The sequence below is a fragment of the Flavobacterium weaverense genome, assembly GCF_003688495.1.
Classification (GTDB): Bacteria; Bacteroidota; Bacteroidia; order Flavobacteriales; family Flavobacteriaceae; genus Flavobacterium; species Flavobacterium weaverense.
This window is the reverse complement of the sequence record NZ_REFH01000008.1, coordinates 110,064-127,390: the sequence shown is the minus strand read 5'-3', so window position 1 is coordinate 127,390 and position 17,327 is coordinate 110,064. Positions and strand designations below refer to the sequence as shown.

Below are 17,327 nucleotides of genomic sequence, written 5' to 3'. Positions count from 1 at the left end.
TTTTGAAACTCAAAAAAAACTTCAATGAAAATTATTTCATACAACGTCAACGGAATCAGAGCAGCGATTTCTAAAGGATTTATAGATTGGTTGAAGCAAGCAAACCCAGATGTAATTTGTCTTCAAGAAATTAAAGCTATGGAAGATCAAATTCCTGTAGATGCAATCACAGAAGCGGGTTATCCTTATCAATACTATTACTCAGCAACTAAAAAAGGATATAGTGGCGTGGCAATTCTTTCGAAGACTAAGCCTAACAAGGTAGTTCATGGAACTGGAATTCAGCATATGGATTTTGAAGGTAGGAATCTTCGTGCCGACTTCGATGATGTTTCTGTCATGAGTTTGTACTTACCATCAGGAACAAATATTGATAGACTCGACCACAAATTTATGTTTATGGATGACTTTCAAAATTATATCAATGACCTTAAGCAAGAAATTCCAAATCTTGTTATTTGCGGTGATTATAATATTTGTCACGAAGCTATCGATATTCATGATCCTGTAAGAAATAAAAATGTTTCTGGATTTTTACCTCAAGAACGAGCGTGGCTTGACGGATTTATGAAGTCTGGATTTGTAGATAGTTTTCGTCATTTCAACAGTGAGCCACATCAATATTCTTGGTGGAGTTACCGCGCTGGAGCCAGAGGGAATAATAAGGGTTGGCGCATCGATTACAACTTAGTAAGTGATTCGTTAAAACATAAATTGAAAAGAGCCGTTATTTTATCTGACGCAGTACATTCTGATCATTGCCCCATTTTAGTAGAAATTGAATAAATTTTTTAGGTACTTTATCCTACTTTTAATGCCTCGGGATGGTTCAATCTTACTGCTTTTTCAAAAGAGTAGGAAGGATTTTCAATGCCATCAAGGCTAGGATTTATGGGTATAATGATTACATTTGGTAAAAGACAACGCATAAAAATATAAACAAAATGATAAAAAAACTTTCGATAGGATTACTAGCAGTGGCACTTTCGACCTCATGTGTATCAAAAAAAATATACAATGATCTCGAAACTAAATTTGCCGATCTGAAAAAAGAAAATAGAAGTATATCTGATGAAAATGCCGATTTACTAAAGGCTAAAAACCAACTAGAATTATATCGTGATGGATTGACTTCTGATTTAAGTAAGTCAAAAGCGGAGCTGAATAAGTTGAAAGTAGACTATGCTGCAGCACAAGATAAATTTAAGGTTTTACAAGATTCATACGATGCTTTAGAAAAAAATAGCAGTGATGCTTTGCAAAGTAACATGAAGAAAAATCGTGATTTGCTGGGACAACTTGACGAAAAAGCAAAAGCTTTAGCTCAGGAACAAGAGCGATTAAATAAAAATGCACAGCGTTTACAAGAACTCGAGAATTTAATTGCTGCGAAGGAAGCGAGCATGAAAAAATTAAAAGAAACGCTTTCTAAAGCTTTAAATAGTTTTGAAGGTAAAGGCTTAACTGTAGAACAAAAGAATGGAAAAGTATATGTTTCAATGGAAAACAAATTACTATTTAATTCTGGAAGTTATGCTGTAGGTTCTGAAGGGAAGAAAGCGGTTACGGAAGTTGGTAAAGTTTTGGGTGACAACCCTGAAATTTCAGTTCTTATTGAAGGACATACGGACAATGATGCTTTCTCTGCTGCTGGTCCAATCGCCGATAACTGGGATTTATCAACTAAAAGAGCCACTGCAATTGTTTCGATTTTAACTGAAAACAAGAAAATAAATAAACAAAATCTAACTGCTGCAGGTAGAAGTGAATATTCACCTCTAGTGAGTAATGCAACTGCTGAGGGAAAAGCAAAAAATCGTAGAATCGAAATTATTCTAACGCCTAGATTAGATGAAATTGCAGATATGCTGAATGATTTAAACTAAAATTTAGTTTTCAAACTATTATTTTTAAGGCTCAAAGCATTTTGTTTGAGCCTTTTTTTATGGTTATAAACATAAACGTTTCATAAAAATAGTTTAATTGCAAACCGAAAAGTTTTAATAAATATACTTTTGTAACTTAATTAAGAATCTTCAAAAATGAAATACACTACTTTACCGAATACCGATATAAAAGTGAGTAAAATATGCTTAGGCACAATGACTTTTGGACAACAAAATTCAGAAGCAGAAGGTCATTCGCAAATGGATTATGCATTTGAAAATGGTGTTAATTTTTTTGATACTGCTGAGATGTATTCCGTTCCTGCGAGTAAAGAAACTTACGGTAATACTGAAAAAATCATTGGTACTTGGTTAAAAAAATCAGGGAAGAGAGAGGAAATAGTACTAGCGTCTAAAATTGCGGGGCCAAATCCTAATTTTACTTATATGCGTGATACTATAGACTTCTCTGCTGAAAGTTTAAATTATGCACTGGATAATAGCCTAAAGAGACTGCAAACAGATTATTTAGATGTTTATCAATTGCATTGGCCGGAACGTAAAAATAATTGCTTTGGTCAGCGTGGTTTTAAAGTACAAGATGATTCATGGGAAGACAATATTCACCAAGTTTTAGAGACTTTAGATGGTTTTGTTAAAGAAGGTAAAATTAAACATATTGGTCTTTCAAATGAAAATCCATGGGGAATTATGCGTTTTCTAGAAGAAAGTAAATATAAAAATCTTGCCAGAATTAAAACGGTTCAAAATCCCTATTCGTTATTGAATAGGTTGTTTGAAGTAGGAACTTCAGAAATTTGCATGAGAGAAAATGTAGGTTTGCTAGCGTATTCTCCATTAGCTTTTGGTGTTTTATCTGGAAAATTCTTGACAGGAGAAAGTCATCCCAACGCTAGAATTAAACTTTTCCCTCAGTATACAAGATATAATAGCGAGCAGTGTACCCAAGCGACAATGTTGTATAATGAAATTGCAAAGAAAAACGGATTAACCTTAACAGAATTGTCTCTGGCATTCGTTGAACAGCAACCTTTTGTGAGTAGTACAATCATTGGTGCCACAACATTGAAACAATTAAAGGAAAATATTGATACTATCAAAGTGTCACTTTCTGAAGATATTCTAGCAGAAATAAATAAAGTTCAAGCTATTATTCCAGATCCTGCTCCGTAATTTTATTCTATAATTATACAAAAGCCTGATAGAAATTTTATTTTATCAGGCTTTATTTTTACAATTCAAACTCACTTATTGAAGGTATGGAATCAATTTCTGTTGAATCTTTGACTTTTAATCTAAGATACGATTTTGCTGGACCAGAAATATGTAATGTATGTTGCTTGTAAATAGTATCGTCAACAGTCAACAATCCTCTTTTAGTCATAATATTAGTTAGAAAATTTTCTTGTTGCAATGCAAAATCTCTCAAGTTCCCTTGATCATTAAATTGATACATAAACTTTTTTGGACTTGGTATAATTCTAGCAAGATAAAGACATTCTTTTAGGTCTAATTCTGAAGGTCTTTTTTGGAAGTAAAACTGGCTCGCTTCACCTATTCCATAAATATTAGGTCCCCATTCGATAATATTAAAATATACTTCTAACATTCTCTCTTTGCTGGCTATTCGATTGTTTTCTAGAATGTAAACTAATAGAATTTCCTCAAGTTTTCGAGACAATGTTTTTTCTCTAGTTAGAAATACGTTTTTTACTAATTGCATACTTATGGTACTGGCACCGCGCGAAAACTTTTTCGTTTTTATATTCTTTACAATTGATTGTTTGAATGCCTCGTTTATAAAACCACGATGAGAAAAGAAGGATGGATCTTCGGTGGTTAAGACGCTCTTTCTCAAATAGGGTGAAATCTGCTCGAGCGGTGTAAAATTTGGATTGGCATTTCCAACTAATACTGGACGTTGTAGAACATCTTTTATAATGGCACGATATATAAATTCACCATTTAGTTTGTTTAGATTCGCTTTTCCATATTTTGTGATTTTTAAGTTTTCTTTCTTGAGATTACTATCAAAAACTAAGTCATTAGGTTTATTAACATTGTATTTGAAATCTAATTTATAATCGAAAATTCCTGCCGCTTCCATTCCTTGGAAATTTGTGAAAAGACCGTCTGGTAAAGAAGAAATAAAATCTTGTGCTGCCATTTTCGGTAACGCTACTTTGAGTCTGTAAACAGTATCTTTTTCATTGTCATAGGACAAATAAGGATAGAGTTTAATTTTATTGAGCTGGATCGTGGAGCTACTATCAATAGAAATAAAGTTTGATCCTAACAAGAAGCGATAATCAAAACGCGCGTTTTTTATAACCACATCTTTTCTTGCAATTTTAGGATGATTTATTTTTAAGTTGGCAATTGAAGCAAAGCCATCAAGATGCAGTTCTCCACCACTTTTATCAATATTATCAATGTTCAGACGGATGGAGTCAAAGCTCGAGATAAGATTATAACGCTCATCAAAATAGGGAACTTTAATCGCGCCAGTATCAAGATTAAAAAAACGAACATCTGCTTTCTTATTTCTTGGATCAGCAAAGCCTTTTATTTTCCAGCGCTGCGCAAAAGTATTGGTCTGTACATCTATTGAAGTTTCGAGCACTTTGTTTAATAGTACTAATTTTTTAATGTCTATAGTTGCTTTTTTGCCATTATCATCTAATTTAAAACTCAGATTTTCAACGTCCATATCTGTAGGGACCAGATTTAGCACCTTTGTAATAATTCGATAGGCAAAAGCAGCGTAGTCTTTTTTATCAGTGCTTTTTGATTCGTTTTTATCCTTTTTTAGAAAAGCTGCAAAGTTTTTTATTTTACCTTTTTGTGTTAGTTGTACTTTTCCATTTTTAATTTCTAATGTGCCTAATTGAACTTCACCAAGCGCTAATTGCCAAATATTAACGCTCGTTCTCATTTTCTGGATAGTTATTAAAGTGTCTAAATTTCGCGGAGTAAGTGTTATCTCGTTTAGACTTATACCTGAAAAACCTTCAAAAACAGCTTCCTTAATCGTTAAATCACTATCGTATTCTAACTCTATTTTTACTGTTGCTTTTGCAATTGCTTGTTTTAAAAGTGCATCTCTAAAAAAATAAAAAGCTACTGCAATCACAGCTACTAATATCAAAAGTATCTTTAGGATTAAAAATATTTTATTTTTTGTAGATTTCATTAATTATGAAACGTTTTTGTAACGGGTTTATTCTTTAAAAGTTAGATAAAAGATCATCTAATTTAAGTGAGGTCAGTTTAGTGAAAAGGTAAATGTAACGTGCAACAATATCTAATGCTAGACTTTACATAAATGATAAATAAACAATTTTTTTATCCAAATAATTCAGCGGCTACATCTTCAATTTTCGCAACTAAACGAACCGTTATCCCGGTACTCTTTGTTGCAATCTTATTGTATTTAGAAACATAAATGGTAGAAAATCCTAGTTTTTCTGCTTCCTGAATACGTTGGTCTACGCGGTTTACAGGTCGTATCTCGCCCGAAAGTCCCACTTCACCTGCAAAACAGAAATCTTTGTTCACTGCTATATCTTCATTTGAGGATAATATGGCCGCAACAACAGCTAAGTCTATAGCAGGATCATCGACTGAAATTCCTCCTGTTACGTTCAGGAATACATCTTTGGCGCCAAGCCTAAAACCAGCCCTTTTTTCAAGAACGGCTAATATCATGTTTAATCTTTTTGCATTGTAACCTGTAGTACTTCGTTGCGGTGTTCCGTAAACTGCCGTGCTCACTAAGGCTTGGATTTCGATCATTAACGGTCTCATTCCTTCTAGAGTTGATGCGATTGCAGTTCCTGATAATTCTTCGTCTTTGTGCGAAATTAATATTTCTGAAGGATTAGAAACCTCGCGTAATCCACTTCCGAGCATTTCGTAAATTCCGATTTCGGCAGTAGAACCAAAGCGGTTTTTTAAAGAACGCAATATTCTATAAACATGATTTCTATCGCCTTCAAACTGAAGAACAGTATCTACCATGTGTTCTAGTATCTTTGGACCGGCAATATTCCCATCTTTTGTGATATGTCCAATAAGAATAACTGGAATATTAGTTTCCTTCGCAAATTTTATAAGTTCTGCAGTAGTTTCTCTAATTTGTGAAATACTTCCTGCAGTAGATTCGATGTAATCCGTATGTAAAGTTTGTATCGAATCGATGATTACAATTTCAGGTTGAATTGCTTCTATTTGTTTAAAAATATTCTGCGTTTTTGTTTCCGTTAGAATATAACAGTTCTCACTGCTAGGAGTAATTCGTTCTGCACGCATTTTTATTTGCTTTTGGCTTTCTTCGCCTGAAACATATAAAGTTTTGTACGGAAGCTTTAATGAAACTTGGAGTAATAATGTGCTTTTTCCAATTCCAGGTTCTCCACCTAAAAGTATTAACGATCCAGGAACAATTCCGCCACCTAAAACTCGATTTAATTCGGCATCAGTAGTGTCCATTCGTATTTCTTGAGCAGAATCTATTTCGTCAATTCGTAAAGGCTTTGGAGCTTTGCTGCTTGAACTCGGTTCACTTTTCCAAGCTGCTTTTTCTTGCTTCTGAATAATCTCTTCGGCGATGGTATTCCATTCCTTGCAAGAGTTACATTGTCCTTGCCATTTGGCATATTGTGCGCCACAATTTTGGCAAAAAAAAGTTGTTTTTACTTTTGACATTGATGTTGGAATAATATTGAATTCAAATTTACAGTAAAGTACGCTTGTAAAAAAACATTGTTTCTTAAATTCTACAGCTTCTTAAAAACAGTAAAAACTTCTTAAAAAGTGAAAGCCACTCTGTTGAGGAGTGGCTTTCAATGATTGAAAATTTTATTTTATGTTAGTGAATTGTCATTTTCATTTGGAAAAATAATCCATGGTTTAAAAGATTTTGCTTCTTCAAATTCTAGTGTTGCATAGGAGATGATTATAATAATGTCATCTTTTTGAACTTTTCGTGCTGCAGGACCATTTAACGTGATTGTTCCTGAATTTTTCGCGCCTTTAATAGCATACGTTTCAAAACGTTCTCCATTATTGATGTTTACGATAGAAACTTTCTCGCCTTCAATAATGTTTGAAGCGTCTAATAATGACTCGTCAATAGTAATACTTCCGATATAATTTAAATCGGCTCCAGTTACTTTAACGCGGTGTATTTTTGATTTTAAAACTTGAATTTGCATGGCACAAAAGTAAATTAATTTAATGAAATAGTATCAATCAGACGAATATTGTTAATTAATACCGCAATAAAAGCACGATATTTTTTATTCTTGTCTTTTCTAGAACAGGACAGTAAAGTTGCTTCATCAGCTATAGTGAAATATTCTAAAGCAAAATTAGGATTTTTTTCTAAATTTTTCTGAACCCATTCTGAAATCTTCGCTGTGCTCTCTTTTGGGAATTTCTCTTTTACAGTGCTTAATATTTGGAATATAATTGCTGCTTCATCTCTTTCATTTGCTGATAATCTTTCGTTTCTCGAACTCATAGCAAGATGATTGGATTCTCTATGAATAGGACATCCAATGATGTTTACTTTCAATCCATTTTTAGAAACCATTTTCTTTACAATTTGCAATTGTTGGAAATCTTTTTCTCCAAAATAAGCATTTGTTGGCTCTACAATTTCAAAAAGTCGCTTAACAATCGTACCAACACCATCAAAATGCCCAGGTCTAAACTTGCCTTCCATTTGGTTTTCTAAGCCATCAAAGTTAAAGCTTTGTGATTCTACGTTTCCTTCATAAATATCATCTACAGAAGGCGCGTATAAAACAATTTTCGGGTCTAAATTGTCCAGTTTTTTAACATCTGCTTCTAGCGTTCTTGGATATTTAGCTAAATCTTCAGCATTATTAAATTGCGTAGGATTTACAAATATACTTACCACAGTAGTGTTATTTTCTGACAAGGATTTTTGCATTAAAGCCAGATGACCTTGATGCAAAGCACCCATAGTGGGAACAAATCCAATTGTTGATTGGGCTGTTTTTATGGATTTAAGATGTTCCATTAAAGATGCTTTTCCGTAGAAAATAGGCATGGCAGTATTATTAAAATTAACTGCAAACTTACTATTTTTGTTAATAACTGCATAAATTTTTGTAATTTTGCATGGTTTTTATTGCCAATAAATTAAGTAAATTACAATATGAAAGATAAGAGGATATTATACGTATCATCTGAAGTGGTGCCTTATCTCGCTGAAAACGAGGTTTCTTTAATGTCTTACGACGTTCCTAAAATGATCAATGACCAAGGCGGACAGATTCGAATTTTTATGCCTAGGTATGGAAATATTAACGAGAGAAGACATCAATTACATGAAGTAATTAGACTTTCAGGTATGAATTTGGTTGTAAATGACCTTGATATGCCATTGATTATCAAAGTTGCTTCTATCCCAAAAGAGAGAATTCAAGTTTATTTCATTGACAATGATGAATATTTTAAAAGGAAAGCTACATTCACTGATGAAGAAGGTGTGATGTTTCCTGATAACGATGAGCGCGCTATATTCTTTGCAAAAGGTGTCGTTGAAACCGTTAAAAAACTGAACTGGGTTCCAGATATTATTCATGTTCACGGATGGATGGCTGCTATGTTACCTATATACATGAAGCATTTTTATAAAAATGAAGCTTTATTCTCTGAAACAAAAATCGTTACATCTGTTTATGCTCCTTCATTTGAAGGGACTTTGAATAAGGGAATGATTAATAAAGTGAAGTTTGATGGAGTTCCTGTAGATGCTATCGCAGATTTAGAAACGCCTAACTATGAAAATATCATAAAAGCAACCATCAATCATTCTGATGCTGTGATTATTGCGTCAGAAAACCTCCCTTCAAGTTTAACAAAATTTATAGAATCTTCAGGAAAACCTTTTTTACCTTTCGCCCCGAAAGATGCATTCGCGGAAGCGTATACCAATTTCTACAGAAACGAAGTTCTTTAAATTAAACTTTTTTAATAAATATGTACAATAATTCTTTTTTTAAGAAAATTCTTCTAGTTGCTACTGTTGTAATTTTTACTTCTTGTGATAAAGATTACAATGAGATCGGTGGAAATTTAATTGGAGTAAATAACTTTGATCTCAATAAAGCATCTTATAGCGTTCTTGGTTACAACCAAAAAACAGGACCTATTCAGTCCAACAATCTTGAAGTTAATGCGCTAGGTATTTATAGTAGTACTAATTTTGGTGAAACCACTGCAAATTTTAATACGCAGTTAAGTTTACCAACGTTTGTTAGCGCTGTAGGTGCTAGAACTTTTGTTGAAAGTGTTACTTTGACAATCCCTTATTTTACGGATGACACAAAAACTAAGACAAATGCAGATGGCAGTCACACTTACGTTTTAGATTCAATTTATGGTCCAGAGATGGCAAAAATGAAACTAAGTGTATATGAATCTGGTTATTTCATGAGAGATGCTGATCCTCTTGAATCATTCAAACAACAACAGAAATATTTTACAGATCAAGATACAGAGTTTAATAGTCTAAAAGTTGGTTCGCCTTTAAACGATAGTCCGGATAAGTCACAAAATGATGAGTTTTTCTTTAGCCCATCAGAGCATGTTGTGGTAACAACTGATTCGATAACATCTGTAAAAAGCACAAAATATACTCCGCCAGGAATGCAGTTGAATTTGAATAAAGGTTATTTTAAAACTAGAATTCTTGATGCAGCAAATTCTGGTAAACTAGCGTCTAACGATGTTTTCAAAAATTATTTTAGAGGACTTTATTTCAAAATGGAAAAGTCAGCTGGTGCTGCAGGAAATTTAGCAATGCTTAATTTTAAAGCTGGTAAAATAACGATTATATATAAAGAGGATGTTGCGTCTGCAACTGGAAGTGCTACTACAAGAGAGAAGAAAACATTAGTATTAGACATGGCTGGAAATTCTGTAAGCTTATTGAAAAATGATTACAGCGCTACCGGTATGACATATAACGCTTTGCCTAGCACTGGAAATAGTGTAGATGGAGATGATAAATTATTCTTAAAAGGTGGTCAGGGTTCTGTAGCAATTTTACAATTATTTGATAAAACAGATGTAAAAGGATACGATGCTAATGGTGTTGTAACTGCAGGTCCAAATGGTGTTTCAGATGAACTAGATGATTTGAGAAACCCTGCCGGTGGTAAAAAATTATTAGTTAACGAAGCTAATTTAGTTTTCCATATTGATGCTGCTGCAATGTCTAGCAGTTATGAGCCGCAAAGAATTTATCTTTATGACTATACAAATAGTCGTTTAGTTGTGGATTACACATTAGATCCTACTTCAAGCAGTACTAGTCCAAAGAATTCAAAAGCTTTGTTTGATGGTATTATCAAGAAAGATGCTACCACAAAAAGAGGAGCTACTTATAAAATTAGAATAACAAACCAAATTAGAAATCTTATCAATAATAAAGATTCTACTAATGTAAAATTAGGTCTGGTAGTTACTGAAGATATTGAGAAAATCAATTCATACAAAGTTAAAACTCCAAATGCTTTTATAACTCAAGCACCAAAAGCTTCAGTTATGAATCCTTTAGGAACTATTTTATACAGCGGAAAATCTACCGTACCAGCGGATAAGAGATTAAAACTAGAGATTTATTTTACAAAACCAAATTAAACCAAATTTATGTGCGGAATCGTTGGATACATTGGATATAGGGAAGCATATCCTATAGTAATAAAAGGATTAAAAAGACTAGAATATAGAGGTTACGATAGTGCGGGAGTAATGCTGTACGATGGCCAAAATATGAAAGTTGCTAAAGCTAAAGGTAAAGTTACAGATCTTGAAGAAAGAGCTGAAAAAGAAATTACGCTTAATGGGACTATAGGAATTGGACATACTCGTTGGGCAACACATGGTGTTCCAAACGATGTGAATTCGCATCCACATATTTCAAATTCAGGTGATTTAGCAATTATCCATAATGGAATTATTGAAAATTATGCTCCTTTAAAAGCAGAATTGAAAAGTAGAGGTTATGTTTTTCATTCAGATACTGATACTGAAGTTTTAGTAAATCTTATTGAAGAAGTTCAAAAGAAAGATAACCTAAAGTTAGGTAAAGCAGTTCAAGTAGCTTTAAACCAAGTTGTAGGCGCTTATGCAATTGCAGTTTTTGATAAAAAAAATCCAAACGAAATTGTAGCAGCACGTTTAGGTAGTCCGCTTGCAATTGGTATTGGTGAAGGAGAGTTTTTTATTGCTTCTGATGCATCACCATTTATAGAATATACATCTAATGCTGTATATTTAGAAGACGGTGAAATGGCAAATATTAGATTGCATAAAGAAATGAAAGTTCGTAAAATTCAAGACGATACTTTGGTTAACCCTACAATTCAAGAACTTCAAATGAATTTGGAGCAAATTGAAAAAGGAGGATACGATCACTTTATGTTGAAAGAGATTTATGAGCAACCTAGCGTTATAAAAGATACGTACCGTGGAAGACTTCATGCTAATGAAGGTCTAATCCAAATGGCAGGAATTGAAGATAACTTAGAAAAGTTTTTAAATGCGGAACGTATTATTATTGTTGCGTGTGGAACTTCATGGCATGCTGGATTAGTAGCTGAATATATATTTGAAGAATTTGCAAGAATTCCTGTTGAAGTTGAATACGCTTCTGAATTTAGATATAGAAATCCAATTATAAATAGAAAAGACGTTGTTATCGCTATTTCTCAATCAGGGGAAACAGCTGATACGATGGCTGCAATAAAATTAGCAAAAGAAAACGGAGCTTTCGTTTTTGGAGTTTGTAATGTAGTAGGTTCTTCTATTTCAAGAGAAACACATGCAGGAGCTTATACTCATGCAGGACCAGAAATTGGTGTTGCTTCGACAAAAGCATTTACAACTCAAATTACAGTTTTGACTATGATTGCTTTACGTTTGGCTAAAGCCAAAGGGACGTTGTCAAATTCTGTATTTCATTCTTATCTACAAGAATTAGAGATTATTCCTGAGAAAGTGAAAGAAGCTTTGGAAACAAATGAAAGAGCTAAAGAAATTGCTGCTGTTTTTAAAGATGCACCAAATTGTCTTTATTTAGGTAGAGGGTATAATTTTCCAGTAGCTTTAGAAGGTGCTTTAAAATTAAAAGAAATTTCATATATTCATGCTGAAGGATATCCTGCTGCAGAAATGAAGCACGGACCTATTGCATTAATTGACGAACATATGCCAGTTATCGTTATTGCACCTAAGCAAGGACATTACGATAAAATCGTAAGTAATATTCAAGAAATAAAATCTAGAAGCGGAAAGATTATTGCAGTTGTTACTAAAGGAGATACACAAGTACGCGAATTAGCGGATTACATTATTGAAATCCCTGAAACATCAGATGCTTTATCACCATTAATTACTACAATTCCTTTACAGCTTTTATCCTATCATATTGCTGTAATGCGCGGATGTAATGTGGATCAACCACGTAATCTAGCAAAATCAGTTACTGTAGAGTAAATTCAGTTTTACTTTATCATAAAAAAGCCTCGAGAAATTTCTCGAGGCTTTTTTTATGGCCTGTTGTTAATTATGACTTGATAACAAAATTTACCATTTGAAAAGAGAAATGTATGTTAATTATCCAAATAAGTGCACTTTTATCAAATATCTAGTAATTAATTAGTTTTTTGATATATGTTCATAAATCGTATGCATGCATAGTTATTTTTTGATATTTTGACATATTTAAGAATATAAAATTATAATTTTCAATTGTAGGATATGCATAAATGAGGCAAAATAACTGCTGAATATGAAATATTTAAAGCTGTTTTTTAATAATGTCAAAAATAATTGTACTTTGGCTTCATAAACCAACAAATTTTAACCAAATGAGAGTGTATTTACTTTTTTTGTCATTGTTTTTTTGCGGGATAACTTTCGCTCAAAATTCAATTTCAGGTATTGTTACAGACAGTAGCAACCAACCTATTCCTGGAGCCAACGTAATGATTGTTGGTGAAAGCGCCAGTACGGTTACCGATGTTGATGGAACTTTTATGTTGCAATCTTCGAGAAAGCCACCGTATACGATTAGCGTTACAAGCGTGGGTTACGAGTCTCAGAAAATTTCTGTTACCTCTAATAGCCAAAAAGTATCTGTGAAATTGGTTGATGAAGAAACATTGTTGAATGAAATCGTAGTTTCAGCTTCAAGAACTCCTGAAAGAGTTTTAGAATCGCCTGTAACTATTGAAAGAATGGGAATTGCTGAGATTAAAAAAACAGCTTCTCCTTCGTTTTATGATGGATTAGAAAACTTGAAAGAAGTACAAATGAACACTTCAAGTATGTCTTTTAAATCGATAAATACTCGTGGATTTGCTTCTGTAGCAAATACTCGATTTATGCAATTAGTTGATGGAATGGATAATTCATCTCCATTATTAAATTTTGTATTAGGAAATCTAATTGGAGTTTCTGAAATTGATGTTCAAAGTGTTGAGTTGTTACCTGGAGCATCTTCTGCTTTATATGGTGCTAATGCTTTTAACGGAATTTTGTTCATGACTAGTAAAAGTCCATTTACAAGCGAAGGAATTAGAGCATATGCAAAATTTGGACAGACAAGCCAAAAAGCTGCAGGAACAAATGATTATGTAGATTATGGTGTTCGAATGGGTAAAGCTTTCAATAAATACTTTGCAGGTAAAGCAAACTTCGCTTACATGAGAGGTACAGAATGGAATGCAGTAAATTATGATGATAAAACACGTCAAGGTATTGATAGAGGTACTATCAACTATGATGGAATAAATGTGTATGGTGATGAGGTAGCAACTAACCTAAAAGGTGTTGGTTCAGCGTTAGCAGCACAAGGATTAATTCCAGCATCTGCAGTTAACTTATTGCCTAGCACAAATGTTAGTAGAACAGGTTATAACGAAGTAGATTTAACTGACAATAAAGTTTCTAATACTAAGATCGATTTATCACTTCATTTCCGTCCATTTGGCGATGAAAAGTTAGAGGTAATTGTACAGAGTAAATTTGGATTTGGTAACACTGTTTATCAAGGAGCAAACCGTTATTACTTGAATAACTTTTTTATGCAACAACATAAAATCGAATTTAAAGGTAAAAACTTTTTCTTGAGAGGATATACAACTACTGAAGATGGTGGTCAATCATACGACATGTTATTTACAGGTATTAATGTAAATAGAAAGTGGAAAGATGATAAAACATGGTTTGGTCAATACGCTGGAACTTATGTTCAATCTACATTAGCTGGACTTACCCCAACTCAAGCGCACTCCCGTGCAAGAGATGTAGCTGACACTGGTAGATTAATTCCTGGAACTGCTGCGTTTAAAAATGCATTTAATCAAGTTATTAATGATCCAGATGTATTAAAAGGATCAAAGTTAGTGGATAACTCAAAAATCTACCACGCAGATGCTAATTACAATTTCAAAGATCTTATTGAGTTTGCTGAAATTCAAGTTGGTGGATCATACAGACAATATGAATTGAATTCATTTGGTCGTATTTACACAGACGGCGATGGACCAATTCGTTATGACGAATATGGAGCGTACACTCAAGTAATGAAAAAATTATTGGACGATCGTTTGAAATTTACAGGTTCTGTTCGTTATGATAAAGCACAAAACTTTGAAGGTAACGTATCACCAAGAGTATCGTTAGTTTATTCAGGTGGAGAAAGCAGAAAGCATAATTTTAGAGGTTCGTTTCAAACAGGTTTTAGAAATCCTTCTACACAAGACCAATACATTGGTTTTAATGTTGGAAGTGCTATTTTGTTAGGTTCAGCTAAAGATAACTTAGCTAGATTTGTTGAAACTTTACCTATCGCTACTGCAGTTGGACAAGCTTTTGCTCAAGGAAATACAGTTACGATTACGGGTGCTAATGCATATGAAAATTCATTTACAGCTGCATCGGCTACAGCATTTGCAGCAGCTGGAAACCCAGCTCTTTTACTAAAAACAAACGTTGATTTAGTAAAACCAGAAGAAGTAAAGGCATTTGAATTAGGATATCGCTCTTTCATTAATAAAACGTCGATTGATGTTAATGGGTATTACAATATCTACAACAACTTCATTGGTAATTTAAATGTAGTAACTCCATTATACGGTAAAGCTTTAGACGGAGGTGGATTAACCAGTGCAGATGGTCAACAAGCATTACATGCACTTGCAAATGGTAATTCGAGAGCTTTTCAATTGTACACAAATACAGACTTAGAAATTAAATCTTTAGGTTTTGGAATTGGATTATCAAGAAAAGTATACAAAGAATTTGAATTCGGTGTGAACTATAATTACGCTCAATTTGATTTTGACCAGTCTAAAGATGCTAGTTTTGAAGCAGGCTTTAACACACCGAAACACCGCGTAAAAGCGTCTATTGGTAACGAGAAATTGATTGCTAATTTAGGGTTTAATGTAAGTGCTAGATGGAATTCTGAGTACTTATGGCAGTCTTCTTTTGCTGATGGAGTGATAGCTTCAGCAACTGTAGTTGATGCGCAAATAAACTATGATTTTCCATCTTTAAAATCTACATTTAAAATAGGTGCTTCAAATATTGGAGGTAAAGAGTATGGTCAAGTTTTAGGAGCAGGGCTTATAGGACAACAATATTTTGCGTCTTGGACAATCAATCCGTAATAATCATTAATTATAAAATCAAAAGACAATGATAAAAAATTTCAAATGGATACTATTTGCTTCCTTAGCATTTGTAGCATGTAATAATAATGATGATGAAGTAATGATTGATGCCACCTCTTCAGATGGTAAGCCATTAACTTCAGGAACGGCTGTTGTTACAAAATACGTTGCATTAGGTGACTCTTATGCAGCGGGTTTTAGTGACAATGCTTTATTTAAATTAGCACAAGAGGGATCTTATGCTAATGTTATCGCTCAACAATTTTCATTAGCAGGAGGGGGTGATTTTAAAACACCTTTAATGGCTGACAATGTTGGTGGATTACTTTTAGGAGGAAATGTGATTTTAGGGCCTAGATTATTTTTTAATGGAACTGCGCCAGTTCCTGTATCTGGAAGACCAACTACTGAAGTAACCAATAAACTTGCAGGCCCATTTAATAATTTAGGAGTTCCTGGTGCTAAAAGTTACCACTTATTAGCTCCAAATTATGGAAATGTTGCTGGAATAGGTGGCGGGACAGCTAATCCTTATTTTGTTAGATTTGCTTCAACTCCTTCTACGACAATTGTGGCTGATGCAGTTGCTCAAGATGCTACCTTCTTTTCTTTATGGATAGGTGGTAATGATATTTTAGGATATGCAACTTCTGGGGGTTCTGGGACAAATCAAACAGGAAATCTTAATCCTGCGACATACGGAAGTACTGATATTACTGACCCTACTGTTTTTGCTTCCACTTACACAGCAATCGTTAATGCAATGACTGCTAAAGGTGCAAAAGGTGTAGTGGCTAATTTACCTTATGTAACAGCATTACCTTATTTTACAACAGTTCCTTACAATCCTTTGACTGTTTCAGTTTTAGGAGGTGGAAACATAGCTGTAGGTCAAGGAACTATTGCGGCTTTAAATGCACAGTTGTATGGACCTTTGAAGCAAGCTTTAACGGCGTTTGGCGCTGGAGGCCGTCTTAATTTATTATCTGCAACAGCACCGAATCCACTTTTAATTATTGACGAATCACTTCCTGATTTATCTCTTCAATTAAAAGCTGCTTTTACTGCAGATCTGGGAGTAGCAACAGCAACTGCTTATGGTGTTATTTTTGGGAAAGCAAGACAAGCTACTAAAGATGACTTAGTGGTTTTAACTGCTCAGTCCGTTATAGGTTCATCTCCACAAGGAATTCCTGCGCCTTTAGACAAATTTGGGATTACATATCCAATGCAGGATAAAGATGTTCTAACAAAAGCTGAAATTGCAGAAGTTAAAGTGGCAACAGATGCTTATAATTTAACAATTAAAACAATCGCAGATGCTAAAGGTTTAGCATTCGTCGAATTAAAAGGAGTTACAGATCAGTTAGCAAGTGGTGGAATTGTTTATAATGGATTCACTACAACATCTACTTTTGTAACAGGCGGAATGTTCTCTTTAGATGGAGTTCACCCGAGTCCAAGGGGTTATGCTATAATAGGTAATCTATTTACTGAGGCGATTAATACAAAATACAATTCGAACTTTAAAAAGGTGAATGTAGGATTATATAGAATTTTATACCCTGCTTCATTATAATATAATAAATTGTTTTTTTTTACTAAAACCACCCGTTTTAATGACGCGGTGGTTTTTTAATTTTATTATCTATCATAGCCTTTCGTTTGTTTTAAATCTGTTTTTTAAGAATCGTTTAAA

13 protein-coding genes are annotated in these 17,327 nt (G+C 33.6%); 8 read left to right on the top strand and 5 right to left on the bottom strand.

The genetic code is table 11. The annotated features are described in order from the left end of the window. The first annotated feature begins 24 nt into the window (after positions 1-24). Entirely contained in the window at positions 25-786 is a 762-nt protein-coding gene (locus BC961_RS04200; protein ID WP_121924612.1) for an exodeoxyribonuclease III, read from the top strand. A gap of 14 nt (positions 787-800) precedes the next feature. Here BC961_RS04200 and BC961_RS14900 read toward each other — a convergent pair whose 3' ends face one another. Further along, complete coding sequence (locus BC961_RS14900) at positions 801-929, bottom strand: hypothetical protein (protein ID WP_262706554.1); 129 nt, start codon at positions 927-929, stop codon at positions 801-803. Positions 930-944: 15 nt separating this feature from the next. On the opposite strand from BC961_RS14900, the gene BC961_RS04195 reads away from it, so the two are divergent. Together BC961_RS04195 and BC961_RS04190 are read left to right on the top strand one after the other, a co-directional pair. Then, complete coding sequence (locus BC961_RS04195; protein ID WP_121924611.1) at positions 945-1,886, top strand: OmpA family protein; 942 nt, start codon at positions 945-947, stop codon at positions 1,884-1,886. A gap of 156 nt (positions 1,887-2,042) precedes the next feature. Beyond that, complete coding sequence (locus tag BC961_RS04190) at positions 2,043-3,080, top strand: aldo/keto reductase (RefSeq protein WP_121924610.1); 1,038 nt, start codon at positions 2,043-2,045, stop codon at positions 3,078-3,080. 58 nt (positions 3,081-3,138) lie between these two features. Here BC961_RS04190 and BC961_RS04185 read toward each other — a convergent pair whose 3' ends face one another. From BC961_RS04185 to panC, 4 genes are all read right to left on the bottom strand, one after another. Continuing rightward, positions 3,139-5,100: a transglycosylase domain-containing protein gene (locus BC961_RS04185; RefSeq protein ID WP_121924609.1), complete on the bottom strand. Its 1,962-nt coding sequence runs from the start codon at positions 5,098-5,100 to the stop codon at positions 3,139-3,141. Positions 5,101-5,252: 152 nt separating this feature from the next. Further along, on the bottom strand, positions 5,253-6,614 hold the full coding sequence (gene radA, locus BC961_RS04180; protein ID WP_121924608.1) for a DNA repair protein RadA: 1,362 nt from the start codon (positions 6,612-6,614) through the stop codon (positions 5,253-5,255). A 158-nt stretch (positions 6,615-6,772) separates the two neighbouring features. Then, positions 6,773-7,123: an aspartate 1-decarboxylase gene (panD, locus tag BC961_RS04175; RefSeq protein ID WP_121924607.1), complete on the bottom strand. Its 351-nt coding sequence runs from the start codon at positions 7,121-7,123 to the stop codon at positions 6,773-6,775. A 14-nt stretch (positions 7,124-7,137) separates the two neighbouring features. Beyond that, positions 7,138-7,986: a pantoate--beta-alanine ligase gene (gene panC, locus BC961_RS04170; protein ID WP_121924606.1), complete on the bottom strand. Its 849-nt coding sequence runs from the start codon at positions 7,984-7,986 to the stop codon at positions 7,138-7,140. Positions 7,987-8,094: 108 nt separating this feature from the next. Between panC and BC961_RS04165 the strand changes: the two genes are divergently transcribed. The 5 genes from BC961_RS04165 to BC961_RS04145 all read left to right on the top strand — a co-directional run bounded on the left by BC961_RS04165 (position 8,095) and on the right by BC961_RS04145 (position 17,207). Continuing rightward, entirely contained in the window at positions 8,095-8,901 is an 807-nt protein-coding gene (locus BC961_RS04165; RefSeq protein WP_121924605.1) for a glycogen/starch synthase, read from the top strand. 20 nt (positions 8,902-8,921) lie between these two features. Next, positions 8,922-10,586 (top strand): DUF4270 domain-containing protein, encoded by a 1,665-nt coding sequence (locus BC961_RS04160; protein WP_121924604.1) that lies wholly within the window; start codon positions 8,922-8,924, stop codon positions 10,584-10,586. 9 nt (positions 10,587-10,595) lie between these two features. Beyond that, entirely contained in the window at positions 10,596-12,443 is a 1,848-nt protein-coding gene (gene glmS, locus BC961_RS04155) for a glutamine--fructose-6-phosphate transaminase (isomerizing) (RefSeq protein WP_121924603.1), read from the top strand. Between the two features lie 374 nt (positions 12,444-12,817). After that, positions 12,818-15,625, top strand: coding sequence for a TonB-dependent receptor domain-containing protein (locus tag BC961_RS04150; RefSeq protein WP_121925090.1), 2,808 nt, complete (start codon positions 12,818-12,820; stop codon positions 15,623-15,625). A gap of 28 nt (positions 15,626-15,653) precedes the next feature. Then, on the top strand, positions 15,654-17,207 hold the full coding sequence (locus tag BC961_RS04145) for an SGNH/GDSL hydrolase family protein (RefSeq protein WP_121924602.1): 1,554 nt from the start codon (positions 15,654-15,656) through the stop codon (positions 17,205-17,207). Positions 17,208-17,327 lie beyond the last annotated feature (120 nt).

Coding starts and splice junctions, on each gene's coding strand:
- BC961_RS04200 (WP_121924612.1), top strand. CDS start 25: ATGAAAATTATTTCATACAACGTCAACGGAATCAGAGCAGCGATTTCT.
- BC961_RS14900 (WP_262706554.1), bottom strand. CDS start 929: ATGCGTTGTCTTTTACCAAATGTAATCATTATACCCATAAATCCTAGC.
- BC961_RS04195 (WP_121924611.1), top strand. CDS start 945: ATGATAAAAAAACTTTCGATAGGATTACTAGCAGTGGCACTTTCGACC.
- BC961_RS04190 (WP_121924610.1), top strand. CDS start 2,043: ATGAAATACACTACTTTACCGAATACCGATATAAAAGTGAGTAAAATA.
- BC961_RS04185 (WP_121924609.1), bottom strand. CDS start 5,100: ATGAAATCTACAAAAAATAAAATATTTTTAATCCTAAAGATACTTTTG.
- radA (WP_121924608.1), bottom strand. CDS start 6,614: ATGTCAAAAGTAAAAACAACTTTTTTTTGCCAAAATTGTGGCGCACAA.
- panD (WP_121924607.1), bottom strand. CDS start 7,123: ATGCAAATTCAAGTTTTAAAATCAAAAATACACCGCGTTAAAGTAACT.
- panC (WP_121924606.1), bottom strand. CDS start 7,986: ATGCCTATTTTCTACGGAAAAGCATCTTTAATGGAACATCTTAAATCC.
- BC961_RS04165 (WP_121924605.1), top strand. CDS start 8,095: ATGAAAGATAAGAGGATATTATACGTATCATCTGAAGTGGTGCCTTAT.
- BC961_RS04160 (WP_121924604.1), top strand. CDS start 8,922: ATGTACAATAATTCTTTTTTTAAGAAAATTCTTCTAGTTGCTACTGTT.
- glmS (WP_121924603.1), top strand. CDS start 10,596: ATGTGCGGAATCGTTGGATACATTGGATATAGGGAAGCATATCCTATA.
- BC961_RS04150 (WP_121925090.1), top strand. CDS start 12,818: ATGAGAGTGTATTTACTTTTTTTGTCATTGTTTTTTTGCGGGATAACT.
- BC961_RS04145 (WP_121924602.1), top strand. CDS start 15,654: ATGATAAAAAATTTCAAATGGATACTATTTGCTTCCTTAGCATTTGTA.